The organism is Longimicrobium sp. (genome assembly GCF_035474595.1).
Classification (GTDB): Bacteria; Gemmatimonadota; Gemmatimonadetes; order Longimicrobiales; family Longimicrobiaceae; genus Longimicrobium.
Genome location: NZ_DATIND010000065.1, coordinates 94036 through 111586, shown reverse-complemented (window position 1 = coordinate 111586; position 17551 = coordinate 94036). Strand labels below are relative to the sequence as shown.

Annotated in this window: 14 protein-coding genes and 1 pseudogene; 5 read left to right on the top strand and 10 right to left on the bottom strand. The window is 70.7% G+C overall.

Annotation, left to right across the window (positions count from 1 at the left end; all coding sequences use genetic code 11):
* Nucleotides 1-133 precede the first annotated feature (133 nt).
* The 9 genes and pseudogenes from VLK66_RS11790 to VLK66_RS11755 all read right to left on the bottom strand — a co-directional run bounded on the left by VLK66_RS11790 (nucleotide 134) and on the right by VLK66_RS11755 (nucleotide 11106).
* Nucleotides 134-943 carry a glycoside hydrolase family 25 protein gene (locus VLK66_RS11790; RefSeq protein WP_325309617.1) on the bottom strand — a complete coding sequence of 270 codons (810 nt, stop codon included), beginning with the start codon at nucleotides 941-943 and terminating at the stop codon, nucleotides 134-136.
* A gap of 355 nt (nucleotides 944-1298) precedes the next feature.
* Nucleotides 1299-1871 (bottom strand): aminoacyl-tRNA hydrolase, encoded by a 573-nt coding sequence (gene pth / locus VLK66_RS11785; protein ID WP_325309616.1) that lies wholly within the window; start codon nucleotides 1869-1871, stop codon nucleotides 1299-1301.
* An 81-nt stretch (nucleotides 1872-1952) separates the two neighbouring features.
* Nucleotides 1953-2588, bottom strand: coding sequence for a 50S ribosomal protein L25 (locus VLK66_RS11780; RefSeq protein WP_325309615.1), 636 nt, complete (start codon nucleotides 2586-2588; stop codon nucleotides 1953-1955).
* Nucleotides 2589-2655: 67 nt separating this feature from the next.
* Nucleotides 2656-3582 carry a ribose-phosphate pyrophosphokinase gene (locus VLK66_RS28620; RefSeq protein ID WP_349260502.1) on the bottom strand — a complete coding sequence of 309 codons (927 nt, stop codon included), beginning with the start codon at nucleotides 3580-3582 and terminating at the stop codon, nucleotides 2656-2658.
* Nucleotides 3583-3859: 277 nt separating this feature from the next.
* Nucleotides 3860-5235, bottom strand: a pseudogene (gene ltrA / locus VLK66_RS28615) (group II intron reverse transcriptase/maturase).
* 519 nt (nucleotides 5236-5754) lie between these two features.
* A complete protein-coding gene (locus VLK66_RS11770) occupies nucleotides 5755-7188 on the bottom strand; it encodes a pitrilysin family protein (RefSeq protein ID WP_325309613.1) in 1434 nt (477 codons plus the stop codon).
* Entirely contained in the window at nucleotides 7188-8531 is a 1344-nt protein-coding gene (locus VLK66_RS11765) for a pitrilysin family protein (RefSeq protein ID WP_325309612.1), read from the bottom strand. The genes VLK66_RS11770 and VLK66_RS11765 overlap by 1 nt, the downstream gene beginning before the upstream one ends.
* Before the next feature lie 370 nt (nucleotides 8532-8901).
* Nucleotides 8902-10692, bottom strand: a complete 1791-nt coding sequence (locus VLK66_RS11760) for a putative Ig domain-containing protein (protein WP_325309611.1) — start codon at nucleotides 10690-10692, stop codon at nucleotides 8902-8904.
* A gap of 3 nt (nucleotides 10693-10695) precedes the next feature.
* A complete protein-coding gene (locus VLK66_RS11755; RefSeq protein ID WP_325309610.1) occupies nucleotides 10696-11106 on the bottom strand; it encodes a hypothetical protein in 411 nt (136 codons plus the stop codon).
* Nucleotides 11107-11553: 447 nt separating this feature from the next.
* On the opposite strand from VLK66_RS11755, the gene VLK66_RS11750 reads away from it, so the two are divergent.
* From VLK66_RS11750 to VLK66_RS11735, 4 genes are all read left to right on the top strand, one after another.
* A complete protein-coding gene (locus VLK66_RS11750) occupies nucleotides 11554-12024 on the top strand; it encodes a hypothetical protein (protein WP_325309609.1) in 471 nt (156 codons plus the stop codon).
* Nucleotides 12025-12033: 9 nt separating this feature from the next.
* Nucleotides 12034-13257, top strand: coding sequence for an NRAMP family divalent metal transporter (locus tag VLK66_RS11745; protein ID WP_349260501.1), 1224 nt, complete (start codon nucleotides 12034-12036; stop codon nucleotides 13255-13257).
* A 378-nt stretch (nucleotides 13258-13635) separates the two neighbouring features.
* Complete coding sequence (locus VLK66_RS11740) at nucleotides 13636-14010, top strand: hypothetical protein (RefSeq protein WP_325309607.1); 375 nt, start codon at nucleotides 13636-13638, stop codon at nucleotides 14008-14010.
* Entirely contained in the window at nucleotides 14007-14357 is a 351-nt protein-coding gene (locus VLK66_RS11735) for a hypothetical protein (protein ID WP_325309606.1), read from the top strand. Before VLK66_RS11740 ends, VLK66_RS11735 begins: the two co-directional genes overlap by 4 nt.
* A 73-nt stretch (nucleotides 14358-14430) precedes the next feature.
* Here VLK66_RS11735 and VLK66_RS11730 read toward each other — a convergent pair whose 3' ends face one another.
* Complete coding sequence (locus VLK66_RS11730) at nucleotides 14431-15426, bottom strand: ROK family protein (RefSeq protein ID WP_325309605.1); 996 nt, start codon at nucleotides 15424-15426, stop codon at nucleotides 14431-14433.
* Between the two features lie 213 nt (nucleotides 15427-15639).
* On the opposite strand from VLK66_RS11730, the gene VLK66_RS11725 reads away from it, so the two are divergent.
* Nucleotides 15640-17139 (top strand): ATP-binding protein, encoded by a 1500-nt coding sequence (locus VLK66_RS11725; RefSeq protein ID WP_325309604.1) that lies wholly within the window; start codon nucleotides 15640-15642, stop codon nucleotides 17137-17139.
* Nucleotides 17140-17551 lie beyond the last annotated feature (412 nt).

Below are 17551 nucleotides of genomic sequence, written 5' to 3'. Positions count from 1 at the left end.
GGATGATTTCGGCAAACGAACAGGCCGGGCGCCCCTGCGGGAGCCCGGCCCAGCGCACCAAATCTAACGCATCCCGCCGCTCACTTCAACGATGCGCCCGCCACCAGGCTCCTCGAAGGCTCACCCGCGCCGGTCAGCGCTCCGCGAGCTGCGCGTCGCCCGATCGCGCGCCCGCCGAGGCGAGCTGCCGCAGCTCCGCGCGCGAGCCGTTGAAGCGGTCGAGGTCCACGGCGCGGGGGATACCGGCCACGCGGCCGCGCTCGGAGTGCTGCCAGAAGGTCCAGCGCGGGTGCGAGGGCGACTCCACGCCGTACTCCGCGATCCAGAGCGGGTAGTCGTCCAAGGCGCTGCCCAGGTGCGCGCGGCGGAAGCCGGGCTTGGTGTAGACCACCGGCCGCACGCCCGTCCGGCGCTCCACCTCGGCCAGCCACGCGCGCACGCCGCGCACCAGCCGCGCGTCGCTCACCCCGTCCGTGGCCTCCACGTCCAGCACCGGCGGCAGGTCGCCGTCGGTGACGCGGACCACGGCCAGGAAGTGCTCCGCCTGCGCCCGCGCGTCGCGGCCGGGGCGGAAGCGGTGGTAGGCGCCGCGCAGGATCCGCGTCTCCCCCATCGCCGCCCAGTTCCGCCGGAACGCGGGGTCCACGAACGTCGCGCCCTCCGTCGCCTTCACGAACGCGAACCCGACTCCGTCGCCCTCCACCGCCGCCCAGTCGATCCGCCCCTGGTAGTGCGACACGTCGATCCCGCGCGCGGACAGCCCATCGTCGGCCGCGGTGCGGGACGTCGATGCGCTCGGTGACACGCTCACCGGCGCCGCCGCAACCGCAGCAACCGCGGGGATCACGGGAGATGGAGATGCAGCGCCACCGCCGGACAGCGCATGGGCGCCGGCGACGAGCGCGGGAACGACGGCAGCGGAAACGAGCTTGAGGCGAAGCATTCAGTCGGAGCGGTTCCGGTTGCGATGCGCATCACTCCGGAAGTCGAATCCAGAGCGGCACTTACCGCATCGCATAAGCGAAAAGCTTGCCAGCGGGACAGGGCCCTCGCCGCGAGCGCGGCGAGAAGACGAGGAGAGACCGCTTCGGCGTTGCACGGCGCCGATGTGCAAGCCGCGGTGATAGATCCTTCGGCCGGCGTCCGGACCGGGAGCGGGGCTGCTTGGGTGAGGCGCCGACCTCAGGATGACGTCGGGTGCTAATTGGAAGGTGCTGTTGAAGTCCGCGAAGGCGGACTGCGTGCCGTTGTAGCCGCCACTTCAGTGGCATCTTCGCCACACGGGCATACGCCGGAAGCTACCCGTTGAAGCGGTTCATCGCCGGCTCGATGCCCTCCTCCATCCACACCTTGATGCCGGCGATGCAGTCGTCGAAGCGCTCGCGGACCAGCTCCTGGTCGCGCTTCGGCATGGGGCTGAGCACCCAGTCGGCCAGGTCCCACTGCGGCGGCTTGGCGCCCACACCGATGCGCAGGCGCGGGTAGTCCTTCGTCCCCAGCGCCTGCTCCACCGACTTCAGCCCGTTGTGCCCGCCCGGCGTGCCGCTCGGGCGGAAGCGGATCTTCCCCGGCTCCAGCGCCACGTCGTCCACGATCACCAGCAGGTCCTTGGTGACGTCGATGGCGTTCATCCGCTTGTAGGGGAGGAGCGCGGACCCGCTGCGGTTCATGTAGGTGATGGGCTTCACCAGCCGCACCGCCCACGGCTCCACCCGGCCGCTGGCCGTGGCCGCCGTCTTGTCCGGGCGGAAGCGCCCCATCCCCCACCCGGCGGCGAGCTCGTCCAGCAGCCACCATCCCACGTTGTGCCGCGTGAGCGCGTACTCGCGCCCGGGGTTCCCCAGCCCCACGATCACCTTCAGCCCGGCCACGCCGCTCCCCTCCCCTTCCCCGTCCGGATCAGCGGAAGCAGCAGGCGACAGGAGCGAGCGCAGCCGGCGGAGCCACAACCGCTACTCCTCGTCGGCCTTGGGGCCGCGCAGCACCTCGGGCTCGGCCACCGCCGCCTCGCCCTCGACGGTCTCGTCGTGCACCCGCGCGGCCAGCACCGACGCCACGGGAAGCTCTCCGTCCATCAGGATGGTGACGTTGGGGATGGAGATGTCGGCCACGCGCACGCTCTCGCCGATGCCCAGCGCCGAGATGTCGACGTCGGCCGAGTCGGGGATGTTCCCCGGCAGGCACTCCACGTGGAGCGCGTACAGCACCTGGTCCAGCACGCCGCCGTCCTCGCGCACGCCCACGGGCGTGCCGGTGAGCCGCACCGGGATGTCCAGCTTCAGCGTCTCGTCGCCGTGCACCTGCAGGAAGTCCACGTGCAGGAACTCGGGGCGGTACGGGTGCTTCTGGATCTCGCGGATCAGCACGTCGGTGCGGCGCCCGTCGATGTCCAGCCCGATCAGCGTGTTCTCGGGGTTCACGTGGTGCAGCAGCAGCTCCAGGTCGTGCGCGTTCACCGACAGCGTCTCGGTGCGGTCGCCGTGGCCGTACAGCACGGCGGGCACCTGCCCGGTGCCGCGGAGCTTGCGCGCCATCCCCTTGCCGCCGCCTTCGCGCTTCGTGGCGCGGAGCGTTGCGTTGGTCGCCATAGAAACACCCTTCCTTTCGCAGAGACAGTAAGGCCCGGCGGGTTTCTCCCGCCGGGCCCGGTGAAAATCAGACCGCTTCGAACAGGGAGCTCACCGATTCGTTCACGTGGGTGTACCGCACGGCCTTTGCCACCAGCTCGTCCACCGAGAGCACCTTCAGCGTGGGAAAGCGCTTTTCTTCGGGAACCTCGATGGTGTCGGTCACCACGATCTCGGTGAACGGCGCGTCGCGCAGCCGCTCGACCGCCGGGCCGCTGAGCAGCGCGTGCGTGGCGCAGGCGTACACGTCGCGCGCGCCGCGTTCCTTCAGCGCCCGCGCGGCCTGGGCCATGGTCCCCGCGGTGTCGATCATGTCGTCGCAGAGCAGGCAGTCGCGCCCGTCCACGTCGCCGATCACGCTCATCACCTCGCTCACGTTGGCGGCGGGGCGGCGCTTGTCGATGATGCCGATGGTGGCGCCCAGCCGCTTGGCGAAGCCGCGCGCCATCTTGGCGCTCCCCACGTCGGGGGCCACCATCACCAGGTTCTCCAGCTGCTTGTCGCGGAAGTAGCGGGTGAACACCGGCGCCGCGTACAGGTGGTCCACGGGGATGTCGAAGAAGCCCTGCAGCTGGTGCTGGTGGAAGTCGATGCTGAGCACGCGCTCGGCGCCGGCGGCCACGATCATGTTGGCCATGAGCTTGGCGCCGATGGCCACGCGCGGCTGGTCCTTGCGGTCCTGGCGGGCGTAGCCGAAGTAGGGGATCACGGCGGTGATGCGCGCCGCCGAGGCCCGCCGCGCCGCGTCCAGCATCAGCAGCAGCTCGACGATGTTGTCGCTGGACGGGTTGGTGCTCTGGATGATGAACAGGTCGCGCCCGCGCACGTTCTCGTCGATGCGGACGAAGATCTCGCCGTCGGAGAAGTTGCGGATGGTGACTCCGCCCAGCTGGCACCCCAGCCGCGCGGCGATCTTCTCGGCCAGCGGCAGGTTGGCGCGGCCGGAGAGGACCATCAGCTTGGCGTCGGCCATGTGCTCGTCGTACATCGGCCTTGGTGGCTTCCGTCCTGGGGGTTCGGCGTACGGGAGCGGTAGAATAGGCCGGGCGCCGGGGAGCGTCAACCTCGCAGGGGACAGGGGACAGGGGACAGGGGACAGGGGACAGGGGACAGCGAAGAATGCGCGCTGACGTTCCCCGCAATCGGGATAGGGGGCAGCCAGTGATCCCGGCTGCACCCCTCCCACACCACCGGACATGCGGGTCCGCATCCGGCGGTTCGGAAAGTTGAGGTCAGTGCGATGCGAGCCGGGGTAGCCCCATCTGCTCGAAGAGGTCCCCGGCAGGGCGGTGTGGAGCGCACCGTGGCTGGACAGCTTCCACCAGCTTCGCATGTGCGCGGCGGCGGCCCGGGCAAGCTGATCGGGCACTCCCCGAGTTCTCATCTCCCGGTACGCCGTGCGTCCACGCTTCCACTGCTTCAACTGCACCATCCGCAGCCTTCGGGCGATCCACTGGTCGAGGTCGTGAAAGATCCCGGGTGTATCCGCCAGTTGGAAGTAGGCCTTCCAGCCCAGCAGGTACATCCGTAGCTCCTCCACCACCCGTGGCAGCGACCTCCCACCGTTGCGGCCAGTGATCTGCCGAATGCGCTCCTTGAATTGGGTCAGGGCCTTCGGCGCGACGCGGCGCTTGACCTCTCGTCCCTTGGCTACCCAGAAGCTGTAGCCGAGGAATTTGCGGTTCCACGCACGCGCCACCGCGCTCTTGTCCTCGTTGACCTTCAGTCGCAGCCTCGCGTAGAGCTTCCGAAGCCGCTCCAGCACACGCTCGCCCGCCCGCTTCGACCGCACGTACACGTTGCAGTCATCCGCATAGCGCACGAAGGCGTGCCCGCTCTTCTCCAGCTTCCGGTCGATCTCGTCCAATAGCACGTTCGCCAGCAGCGGCGAGAGAGGTCCGCCCTGCGGCGTGCCCTCATGCCGCTCCACCACCACGCCGTCGGCCAGCACTCCGGCCTCCAGGTAGCGGCGGATCACCCTGAGCAGCCGCCGGTCCCCGATCCGCCTCTCCAGACGCGACATCAGCACGTCGTGGTTCACGCGGTCGAAGAACTTCTCCAGATCCACATCCACCACCCAGCGCCGCCCCGACTGGACGTACCGCTGCGCCTGACAGACCGCGTCGTGCGCCCGCCGCCCCGGCCGGAAGCCGTAGCTGTGTTCCGAAAACGTAGGATCGAAGATCGGCTGCAGCACCTGCAGGATGGCTTGCTGGATGAACCGGTCGAGCACGGTCGGGATGCCCAATTGCCGCACTCCGCCCCCGCTCTTCGGGATCTCCTGCCGACGCACCGACGAAGGCCGGTAGCTTCCCCCGAGCAATTCGCCCCGGATTCGCTCCCAGTTCTCCCGCAGGTACGCCAGCAGGTCATCCACACTCATCCCGTCGATGCCCGCACTGCCCTTGTTCTTCCGCACGCGCTGCAACGCCACCTTCAGGTTGCCGCGCTCGACCACCCGCTCCATCAACTCCATCGGGCGGCCGCTTCCCGAGCGCTCGTCTCCCTGCGCCCCCGACATGGCTTCACCGCTCCGCCGTACGTTCGGGGCTTCACCCCTATCCTCCGGCAGCAGCTCCATCTGCATGGACTTCTGGTGCATGGCCATTCCGAGACGCAACGTCGTTTCGCTCTCCTCTCCGTTCGGCCCTTCACCGGCGGGGCTGGGCCCAAGCGCATTCTGCACCCCGTTCGGCTACTACGGCCTCTGCTGACTTCTCGCTCCGCCCGGTGCTTCCACCGCACGTCACCCTTTCAGGTACAAGGCGAGATCTCCCCAGGTAAGAACAGTGACCTTCCCCGCACAACCGCCGGATCTACGCAGCCTGAGCCTTGGTCGTGAGAGCTTCGCGGTCATTGGCCCGCTCGCCCTGCTCGGCTGCGCCTCCCATCCGGTTTCTGTTCGTCGGCTCGACGGGTTCGCTACCCCGCTTCTTTCAGCGCTCCCCTCACGGTCGGCGCCTTGCGGCTCGCTTCGGTCCCTACGACCAAGTTCCGGGAGGACTTTCACCTCCTGACCACTGTTCATGCTGGGCACACCAAGGCAGGAGGGCCCGGGATGCGCTCCCGGGCCCTCCTTCACGCGGGGACAGGCTGTTCCCTGTCCCTGTAACCTGTCCCCTGTCCCCTACCGCACGAACTCGCCGATCTCGCGCACCTGCACCGGGGCCACGTTGATCGCCCGCAGCCCGGCCTCGATCTGCGAGCGGTCGCCGACGATCACCACCACCGCGTTGGACGGGCGCACGTACTGCTCGGCCACGCGCTTCACGTCGGCGGCGGTCACGGCCATGATCCCGTTCTGGTAGTTGGCGAAGAACGAGGGGTCGATCCCGTACGTCACCAGCTCGGCCAGGCGCCCGGCCACGGTCGGGTTGGTCTCGAACTGCTGCGGGAAGCCCAGCGCCACGTAGCGCTTGGCCTTGTCCAGCTCGTCGGCCGGGATCGGCTCGGTGCGGATGCGGTTCAGCTCGCGGAAGAACTCCACGATCGAGCTGTCGGTCTTGGCCGTGACCACCGCCGCCTGCGCGGTGAACGGCCCCGCGCTCTGCCGCATGCTGAAGCCCGAGCGCGCGCCGTACGTCCAGCCGTGCGTCTCGCGCAGGTTCAGGTTCAGCCGGCTGCTGAACGCGCCGCCCAGCATGGTGTTCAGCACCTGCAGCGCGAAGTAGTCGGGCGTGTTGCGCGCCACGCCGGGGTGCCCGATGCGGATCTCGCTCTGCGCCGCGCCGGGCTTGTCGATCAGGTAGATGGTGGTGCTGCCGATCTGCGGCGCGGCCACCGACCCCTCCACCGATGGCACGGCGCCGATCCCCACCCACCCGCCGAACGCCCGCTCGATCTGCGGCTGCATCGTGGCCGGATCCACGTCGCCCACCAGGATCAGCGTGGTGTTCTCGGGGCGGTACGCCGCGCGGTGGAAGGCCATCACGCGGTCGCGGTCCAGCGTGCGCGTGGCCTCGATGGTGGCGAAGCGCCCGTACGGGTGCTGCGCGCCGTACACCAGCGACTGGAAGGCGTTGCCCGCGATGGCCGCCGCCTCGTCCTTGGCGCGGGTGAGGTTGGTGACGCGCTCGTCGCGCACCCGCTGCACCTCGTTCGCGGGAAAGTCGGGGCGCAGCACCACGTCGCTCATGATCCCCAGCGCGGGCCCGAAGTTCTTCTTCAGCACGTACAGGTTCACCGTGGCCGCGTCGTAGCTGGCCCCGGTGCCCAGCGACGCGCCCAGCAGGTCCAGCGCGTCGGCGATCTGCAGCGAGCTCTTCCCCGCCGCGCCCTCGTCCAGCATCGAGGCGGTGAAGGTGGCCAGCCCCGGGAGCGCGGCCGGGTCCTCGGTGGTCCCCGCGCCGCGGACGACCAGCACCGCGCTCACGACGGGGATCTCGGGCTGGCGGACGTACAGCACCTTCATCCCGTTGGCCAGCCGCCGCTGCACCGGCGTGGGGGGATGGACGGCCCCCGGCGCGCCCAGCGTGGGCGGCGTGGTGGGGAACTGCTGGGCGGCGCCGGCGGCGGGAAGCGCGGCGGCCAGGGCGCCCAGGATCAGGGCCTTGCGGTTCATCAGTGGGCCTCCGTGGCGGCCAGCTCCGTGTGCCCCTGCGGGACGAAGCTCAGGACGATGCGGTTCTTCCCCTGCAGGTACTCGCGCGCCACGCGCTGCACGTCGGCGGGGGTCAGCGCCCGGTAGCGCGCCAGGTCGCGCGCCGCGAAGCCCGGGTCGCCGGCGAAGTACTCGTAGTCGTTCAGCTGGTCGGCCTTGTTCTCCACCGTCTCCAGCCCCGACACGAACGTGGTCTCGATCCCGTTCACCACCCGCTGCAGCTCCTCGGCGGTGGGCGGGGTGGCGGCCAGCTTGGCGATCTCCTCGTTCACCGCCGTCTCCATCGCGTCCAGCTGCGTCCCCGGCTTGCCGCGGATGATCACCCAGAAGTCGCCGGAGAGGAGGTTGGCGTCGTTGAACGCGTTCGTGCTCTGCGCCACCTGCTGCTCGTACACCAGGCGCTTGTACAGCCGCGAGCTCTTGCCGCCGGTGAGGATCTGCGCCAGCGCGTTCAGCGCCGCCTCGTCGCGCGAGAAGCGCGGGCCGCTGCGCCAGGTCATGGTCAGCTGCGGCAGGGTGACGCGGTCTTCCCTGGTGATGTAGCGCGTGGCCGGGATCGGCGGGATGGGCACGGTGGGCTTGGAGACCGCCGGCCCGGGCCGGATCCAGCCGAAGTACTGCTCGGCCCAGCGCCGCACGTCGGCCGCGTTCACGTCGCCGGCCACGGTCAGGACGGCGTTGTTGGGCGTGTAGTAGTTGCGGAAGAAGCCCTTCACGTCGTCCAGGCTGGCCGCCGAGAGGTCGGCCATCGAGCCGATGGTGGTCCAGTGGTACGGATGGCCCTCGGGGTACAGCGCGTCGTACGCCGTTTCCCACATCAGCCCGTACGGCTGGTTCTCGTAGCGCTGGCGGCGCTCGTTCTTCACCACGTCGCGCTGGGTGTCGAGCTTGGACTGGGTGAGCGAGTCCAGCAGCGTGCCCATGCGGTCGGCCTCCAGCCACAGCGCCAGCGGCACCGCGTTGGAGGGGATGATCTCGTAGTAGTTGGTGCGGTCGGTGGTGGTGCTGCCGTTGTTGCTGCCGCCGGCGTTCTCCAGCAGCGCGTCGAACCGGCCCTGGGCCACATGGCCGCTGCCCATGAACATCACGTGCTCGAACAGGTGCGCGAACCCGGTGCGGCCGGGGCGTTCGTACCCCGAGCCCACGTGGTACCACACGTTCACCGCGGCCACGGGGGTGGAGTGGTCTTCCGCCACGATCACCTTCAGGCCGTTGTTCAGCGTGAAGGTGGTGTGGGGGATGCTGACCTCCTGCGCGGCCAGCGGCGCGGCCAGCAGGAGGAGCGGAACGACGAGGCGTTTCATGCGGGGCTCCGCCTTTCGGAAGAGGGAGATTTTTCGTTCGCCGGGAGGCTAAAACGTTAGCACGCACCCCGGCGAGCCGCCAGAGCGCCGGGGTGAACCCCGCTCAGCGCGGGATGTTCCGTCGAACAGCAGGGGACAGGGGACTGTAGACAGGGATAGGCGTTAGGAGATGGAGATGGGGACAGGTGATGGGCCATGCGCTCTGGAAGGCGGCTGAAGCCGCGGCAACAACTACGGAAAGCCTCGCAAACCGCGCGAGGCTTCAACAACTCATATCACACAAAGAAGCAGGGCAGCGGAGGAATCGCTCCGCTGCCCTGCTTCTTTCGCTGTCGTCAACCCTGTTCCCTGTCCCCTGTTCCTGCTCTTCCTACTGTCCCGCCGGGAGGTTCCTCGCGAGCAGCCAGGCGCGCACGTCGCCCACGTCCAGGCGGCCGTTGGCGTTGCCCTGCAGGTCCAGGTAGGCGGACTGGGCCTGCGTGAGGGTGCCGCCGCCCAGCAGATGGTTCACCACCGCGTCCTGCGCCAGCTGCGGCTCGGCCACCTCGATGCGCACGTCGCGCTTGCCGAAGCCGTTGGGCGTGGTGACCAGCACGGTGAAGGCGTAGCTCCCCGCCTTCGCGGGCGTCCCCTCGATGCGGCCGGTGGAGACGAGGGTGAGCCCCTTCGGCAGCTGGCCGGCGCTCACGCTCCATATCCCGGCCTCGGCGTTGCTGGCGGCGAGCTGGAAGGCGTACGGCGCGCCCATCATCCCCGGCGCCAGCACCGCGTCGCTGGTCACGGTCACGTTCCCCTCGGTGCTCACCTCCACCCGGAAGCCGTCGGCCGTGGCCTCGAGCACCCGCACGCGCACGCCGTTCTGGAAGTCGGTGAAGGTCTCGCCGGGAACCCACATCGCCCCCGCGTCGTTGGGGTTCCCGTTGTTGTCGGGGTCCACCACCTTGGCGGGCACGTCGTCGTTCAGGTTCACCCGGTGGATGACCACCGCCTCGCCGGGGATGCGGCCCACCGCGTCGTACCCGGCGTAGCGGCGCGCCTCCACCGTGTAGAAGGTGCCAGTGCCGGTGCCGGTCTGGATCTGCACCATCTGGTACCCCGCCGACGTGGGGACCGCGTCGCGCACCAGGTCCAGCGTGGCCGTGCCGGAGGTGGCCAGCACGTACTTCCGCGCGGCGGGGATCCACCCCAGCAGGTCCTTGTGGAAGGCGATGGTGTGCGGCGCCACGCGGGTGCCCGCGTCGGTGCTCCCGCCGCCGCTCATCACGTCCCAGCGCGAATCGTACGTGGCGTCGTACGGGCCCGACGAGTGCGGAAGCCCCAGCGAGTGCCCGGTCTCGTGCGCGTAGGTGGACTGCGTGGCCCAGCTGGCCATCCAGGTGGTGGCGAAGCGGCGCGTCTGCCCGTCGATGGTCAGGTTCCACGACCCGCCCCACGACGAGTTATCGAGCGGCGAGTTGAACTGCATGTTGATGCCGGCGTACTGCGTGAAGTCCACCGAGGCGTCCGCGGCGCCGGTGCAGTCCTGGATCAGCATCCCCAGGTTCGCGGTGCCCGACGAGTTCATGTAGTCGCCGCTGGCGCGGGGGAGGACGAACGGCCCCACCACCTGCGTGGTCAGGTCCACCCGGTCTTCCGAGCTCTCGCGCCAGTAGTGCTCCAGCCCCGGGTACGCCGACCCCATCCACTTCTCGTAGACCGACGCGGGGTGCGGGTCGGCCGCGGCCATGTTGGGAAAGCGGCAGAGCAGGGTCACGTAGGTGCGCGGCCCGTGCTGGTTCACGTACGAGACGGAGAGGCGCGGCCCGTCCAGCGGCTGGATCGCGTGCACGCGCAGGCGGGGAACTGCGCGCCCGGCCCCCGCGGGCGCCAGGTCGCCGGTGACGCTCACCCGGCGCCCGTTCAGCCGCAGCATCCCGCCGAACGGCTCCAGGTCCGCGTGCGTGGCGTCCAGCTCCGTCGCGTCGCCCCTGGCATCCACCAGGAACAGGTTCACGGCGGCCAGCGCGTTCTCGGTGCCGCGCGTCTGCCAGACCACGTTCAGCGTGCCGGTGCGCGTCTCGCCGGGAACGCTCCCCGGCATCGCCGCCCAGGCGGCCAGCGCGGCGGCGGCCAGCGCGAGCGCGGCGCGGAAGCGGCTGCGGGAGATGGAGATGCGTGGCATCGCTCAGCTCCCCCGCTTCACGGTGGCCGAGTACCCCGAGACGGACCCGCGCGCCGCGTTCCCCGCGTCGGCCGCCTCCTGCACGGTGGCGCTGTACTCCCCCGCCCGCCCGGCGTCGGGCACCGACACCTGCAGCAGCGCCCCGTCCGCGATCGTCCCGAACACCGCCACGCGGGTGGTGGTCCCCTGCGTTCGCGTGTACACCACGTTCGTGGCCACGGCGGGCTGCACGTCGGTGACCGCGGCGGGGCCGCTCAGCGTGAGCACCAGCGCGCGGTCGCCCGCGTTGGGGTTGTCGAGCGTGACGGTGAGCACGCCGGGGCCGGGCGCCGCCGAGCCGGTGCCGTCTCCGCCGCCGCAGGCGGAGAGGAGCGCGGCGGCCACGAGCAGGGCCGCGCGGGAGATGGGCTTCATGGGGTCCATCGATGGAAGGGAGGATAGGGAGACGCGCTGATACACACGTCCCCGCCGCCGGGTCCGCTGAGAGAACGCCGCCACCGCCATCTCTCTGACAGCTCACCCGCCCCGCACCCTGCGCCAGGAATGGCGCCGCGCCGCCGCGGTCCGCTTCTCCGTTTCCCTCCGCTTCCTCCGTGTGATCCTTTGAAGACGGTTAATCACACAGAGGAAACGGAGGGAACGGAGGAAAAGGAGACGAAACCGTCGCCAGGAAGTTGAACGGCGCGGCCGGCCGCTGCAACGATTTCGACCGCGTCGATCCAGCGTCCGTCGAATGCCGGCGCGGACGCGCGGTATGCACGTTGCGATTGGGGATGGCGGCCGATCGGCGCCGCGGCGCGGATCGGCTCACATCGGTGGCATCGCGGTCCCACCCCGGCGGGTCAGCAGACGCGAGCACGGATGCGGAATCGGCTGCGGTTCTCCCCATCTCCCCGACCCAACGGCGCGCGCCCGGTCCGGCGCGGCGCCCTCCTCCTGCTCGCGTGGGCCCTCTGCGCGTGCGGCGGCGGATCTCCCGACAAGCGGGCGCAGGACGCCGTCGAGTCCGCGCGCTCGTGGACGGCCACGATGCGCCTGGCCGGCAACGCGTGGCTGGCGGGGAAGGTCCCCTCCGTGTACGCCCGGCAGACGTTCCGGAAGGCGCACGAGACGCTGGGAACGGAGATGGCGGCGCTGCGCAGGGACGGCGTTCCGCCCGTGCTCCGCCCCGAGCTGGGGCGCCTGCACGCGCCCGCCGAGTCCGCGCGGCGGCTGGCGGACGCCGTGGAGCGCCGCGACACCACGGCGGTGCGGCAGGAGCTGGGCGCGCTGGCGGTGCAGGACGCCGGGCTGGAGGCGCTGGAGCGGCGCCTCCCGGGAACGGGGAACTAGGCCGTGGCGCTGAAGCCCAAGCAGCTGGTGGAGGTCGCGCTGGGCGTGCTGACCAGCATCGGCGGGTACCTGGACGTGGGCGCCATCGCCACCTCGTCGCAGGCGGGCGCGGAGTTCGGCTTCCGGCACCTGTGGGTGATCGGGCTGGGAACGCTGGCGGTGGTCTTCCTGCTGGAGATGTCGGGGCGCTTCGCCGCGGTCAGCAGGCACACCATCCGCGAGGGGATGCGCGAGCGGCTGGGCTTTTCCTTCTTCGTCACCACCTGCAGCGCCGAGGTGGTGGTGGACGTGCTGATTCTGGCGTCGGAGATCGGCGGGATCTCGCTGGCCCTGCAGCTGGTTACGGGCGTGCCCGCGCGGTGGTGGGCGGTGCCGGTGGGGCTCTTCGCCTGGCTGCTGCTCTGGAAGGGAACCTTCGGCGTGCTGGAGAAGGGGGTCGCGCTCCTCGGGCTGGTCACCCTCGCCTTCGTGGTGGCCGTGGTGCGGCTGCATCCGGCGGTCGGCGAGGTGGCGCGCGGGTTCATCCCCGGCGGCGGGGGCGGCGACGCGGCGCACTACTGGTTCGTGGCCGTCTCCATCCTGGGCGCGCTGATCTCGCCGTACCTCTTCTACTTCTACTCCGCCGGCGCGGTCGAGGACGGGTGGGGGAAGGACCACATCGCCACCAACCGCATGGTGGCAGGGGTGGGGATGACGTTCGGGAGCGTGGTCGCCTGCAGCGTGCTGATCGTGGCGGCCGTGGTGTTCCTGCCGCGCGGCATCCACGTGGACCAGTACGAGCAGGTGGCGCTGGGACTGACGTCGGCGCTGGGCGGGAGCTGGGGGTTCTACCTCTTCGCGGCGTCGCTGGGCATCGCGTGCCTGGGCGCGGCGCTGGAGGTGTCGCTGGCGATCCCGTACGTCCTGGCGCAGGGGCTGGGGTGGGTGTGGGGCGAGAACAAGAAGCCGTCGGCGGCGCCGCGCTTCGCCATCACCTACACCATCGCCATCGTCCTGGGCGTGGTGCCGATCCTCCTGGGGGTGGACCCGCTGAAGCTGACGGTGTTCAGCATGGCGCTCACGGCGGTGTTCCTGCCGCTGGCCATCTTCCCCTTCCTGGTGCTGATGAACGACGAGCGGTACCTGGGCGAGCACCGCAACGGGCGCCTGAGCAACTTCGTGGTGATCGCGTCGGTGTGCATCGCCTTCGTCCTCGCCCTCGTCACCATCCCGCTGGAGATCATGGGGGGATGAAGGATGACAGGGGACAGGGATGAAGATTGGGATGGAGATGGATCGGATGTCGGCTGCGAAGATGGCATGGAAGGCGAATGAATTCGCGGCAACAACCGCACAAAGTCCCTGCGGGACTGCGGCGGAGGCATTGCCGCAGGTCGACAGCATACATGATGGCCTAACCCGGAGGACGTCATCCTGAGGGAGCCTAAGCGACTGAAGGATCCATAGTTGACGCATGAGCGCCGGCTGGCTGGACGCGTCAAAGAGACGGACGTGCTGGACCGGCTATAGATCCTTCGGCCGCCGCCGGGATTCGGGGTGGAAGATGGTTTGGAGCAGCGGCGGCGCTCAGGATGACGTCATCTTGTGGTGGGCGAAGGGAGGAAATACGCGATGATCGAGGACGGGCACGAGTACGACCTGGTGGGGCACGTGCTGGATCAGCAGCTCCGCGACTTCATCGGGCGGCCGATGGGGATGGTGGACGGGCTGGTGCTGGAGATCCGCGACGGCGAGCCGCCGCGCGTGAGCCACATCGAGATCGGCGGCGATACCCTGGCCATGCGGCTGAAGCAGCCGCTGGGGCGCTGGCTGGGGGCCGCCGCGCGCCGGTGGGGGGGCACCCGCGGCCAGCCCTTCCGCATCCCGTGGGAGAAGGTGAAGAGCGTGGGGCTGGACGTGGAGGTGGACGTGGACGCGGACCAGACCCCGGCGATGTACTGGGAGCACCGCATCGGCGCCGTGGTGCGCAGGATTCCGGGCTCGTGAGCGCGGGCGAGGCGCACGTCGAGCGGCTGCTGGGCCGCCCCGTGGTGGACGCCGACGGCCGCAGCCTGGGGCGGATGGAGGAGATCCGCGCCGTCGCGCACGGCGGGCAGCTGTACGTGAGCCAGTACGTCGTGGGGCGATACGGCGTGGCCGCGCGGCTGACGTCGGAGTCGCTGCTGCCGCGGGTGCTGCACCTGGTCGGCATCGCGCGCCGCCGCCGCGGCTACGTCATCCCGTGGATCTGGATGGACCTCTCCGACCCCGAGCACCCTCGCACCACCAAGCCGATGCACCTGCTGACGGCGATCGACGACGACGCGACGCCGTATAAACCGGTGGATATCTAAAAGTCCTAAGTGCTAAGTCCTAAGTCCTAAGTGCTGAGTGCGATGTGGCCACTCAGGACTTGGGACTTAGGACTTAGGACTTCTTTTCGTCTCCACTCCCCCGCCGTGTCCTCAGCCTCGCCAGCGCCAGGTCCGCGGCGCCCAGCGACGGCGCGTTGTCGCCCAGGCCGGCGTGCACGAAGTCGACGCGCGCGGCGGCGGCGGGGAGGGCGCGGGCGCGGACGACGGCGGTGGCACGGTCCAGCAGCTCGGGGAAGCCCTCCATCACCCCGCCGCCCAGGATCACGCGGCGCGGGTTCAGGCCGTTCACCAGCCCCACCAGCGCCGCGCCCAGGATGCCGCCGGTGTCGTCGATCAGCTGCGTCGCCAGCGCGTCCCCGGCCCGCAGCGCGGCGGCCACCGACTCGCCGGTGATGGCGTCGGCCGAGCCGGCGGCGCGGATCAGCGGCTGGCCGGCGGCGTGGTGCGCCAGCACGGCCTCGCGGGCGCGCTCCTCGATCCCCCAGCCGCCGCAGTAGGCCTCCAGGCAGCCGCGGTTGCCGCACCGGCACTGCCGGCCCCCGGCCACCACCGTCATGTGGCCGAACTCGCCGGCCACCCCGTCTCCCCCCTCCAGCAGCCGCCCGCCCAGCACCGCCCCGCCGCCCACGCCGGTGCCCAGGAACAGCACCAGCAGGTCGCGCACGCCGCGCCCGCCGCCCAGGCGCCACTCGGCCCAGGTGGCGGCGCGCACGTCGTTGGCCACGGTCGCGGGGATGCCGAAGGCCTTCGCCGCCAGCCCGCGCACGTCCGCGCCGGTCCACCCCAGGTTGGGCGCGCCCAGCAGAACGCCGCGCGGGCCGACCTGGCCGGCCACGGAGACGCCGACCGCCACGGCCTCGGCGAACGCGCCGCCGAACTCCGCGCGCGCCGCCCCGGCCGCGCGGGTGAGCGTGGCCGCCGCGCCCCCCTCGGGCTCGGTGGGGATGCGGTGCTCGGCCACCACGCGCCCGCCGCGCCCGGCCAGCACGATCTCCGTCTTGGTCCCGCCGACGTCCACCCCCAGGGCCAGCCGGCCGTCGTTCCTCATCCCCATCCCCCGTCTGGTCACCCCACTGCCCCGCGCGCGGCTCCCCGCGGATGCGCCGAAGATGCCGCCCGGCCGCCCCGGCGGCAACCGGTGCCCCGGCACCGGGCGGCGTTAACCGGGTATGCGGGCCGGGGGTCCTCAAAGCGTGGACGTCCGCGCGCCGCGGTCCGGGCGTTGCGGGGGTCCGGCGGGTGGAAGGGAAACGAAAACGACATGACACGATCCGACAGGCCGCTCCGGCTTTCGCCGCGGCAGCGGCTGGCGGCGGTGCTCACCCCCGCGCTGCTGGTGCTGGCGTTCGACGCGGCCACCTTCTGGGGCACGCTGCGCGAGCGCGGCAGCCGCAACGTGGTGGACGAGAGCCACCGCACCATCGAGGCGCTGCAGCAGGTGCTGGCCACCTCCTCGGCGGCCGAGACGGCGCAGCAGCGCTACCTGCTCACCGGCGACGAGAGCGCGCTGGTGCCGTTCGAGCGCGCCCGCGGCGAGATGGGGACGCTGCTGGCCCGGCTGCACGCGCTGACCGCCGACGATCCGGAGGCCGCGAAGGCGCGTGCCGACACGCTGGAGCGCGTCATCACCCAGCGCATGGACGAGCTCCGCGCCACCGCCGCGCTCGCCCGGGCCGGCGACCGCGCGGGGGCGCTGCAGCGGGTGCGCTCGGCGCGGGTGGCGCGGCTGGCGGACGAGGCCGCGCGCGTGGCCGATGCGGTGCGGGGCAACGAGGAAGCCGAGCTGAGCGCCCGCGGCACCCGCGAGGAGGGGGTCACGCGGCGGCTGGTGCTGCTGGTGGTGCTGGGCGCCGCCGCCTGCGCCGGGGTGACGCTGGCGGTGAACGCGCTGCTGGGGCGCTACGGCGCCAGCCAGGAGGCGTTCGCGGGAGAGATGGAGAGGCTGAACGCGCGCCTGGCCGAGCAGTCGGCCGCGCTGCAGCAGCTGACCGCCGAGCTGCAGGAGCGCACTTCGGCGGCGGAAGAGGCCAACCGCGCCAAGTCCCGCTTCCTGGCGGGGATGTCGCACGACCTGCGCACGCCGCTGAACGCCATCTCCGGCTACACCGACCTGCTGGAGACGGGGATCCGCGGCCCCGTGAACGACGCGCAGAAGGCCGACCTGCAGCGCATCCGCGCCAGCAGCCGCCACCTGCTGTCGCTCATCGACACCATCCTGAGCTTCGCGCGCACCGAGTCGGGGAAGCTGGAGGTGCGCGTGGAGCCGGTGCCCGCCGCCGGGCTGGTGCGCGGCATCGAATCGTCCTTCCTCCCGCAGCTGGCCGAGAAGGGGCTGCACTACGAGTGCGACCCGGGGCCGCCGGGGCTGTGGGTGATGGCCGACCCGGGAAAGACCGAGCGCGTGCTGCTGAACCTGATCGGCAACGCCATCAAGTTCACCGATGCGGGCGGCCGGGTGGCGGTGCGGTGCGAGGACGAGGGCGATGTCGTGGCCATCCACGCCCGCGACACCGGCCGGGGGATCGCGCGGGACCAGCTACCGCACGTCTTCCAGCCCTTCGTGCAGGTCGATCGCGAGCAGGTGCCCGAGGCGAAGCGTGGCGTGGGGCTGGGCCTCGCCATCTCCCGCGAGCTGGCCGTGGCGATGGGCGGCACGCTGACGGTGGAGAGCGAGGTCGGCCGCGGCTCCGTCTTCACCCTGCGCCTCCCGCGCGCCCCGATCCCCGCGCGCGCCCCGGCACGTCCGCGACGGCCGACGTAGCCGTGGGGTGATCCGTAGGAGAAAAAGGGACAGGGACGGCGGGGGATGAGAAGCAGAATCAGCGGAGTCGACGGTGGAAGTAGCACCGTTGACTCCATTTGGCTCCCCTGTTGTCGGATCCCGGATCTGGCCATCATCCGTGCATTACAAACGCACAGAGAGACCATCCTGCATCGTCCCTGCGCTGCGCGCGTCCAGGGAGGATGAAAGGAGATCGGTCGTGAGCACCGATGCCACGGAATGAGCGGATCAGCCTCGCGCAGTTTGCGAGGCTTCCCGTAGTTGTTGCTGCGACTTCAGTCGCCGGTGACCGGTTGCGCCCGGAACTTTCTATTCAGCGCCTGTGGACCTTGACCTGCGGCGAGTTGGATGCAGGTTAGGAAAGCATCCTTTCCCGAGACGCCCGCCGCCG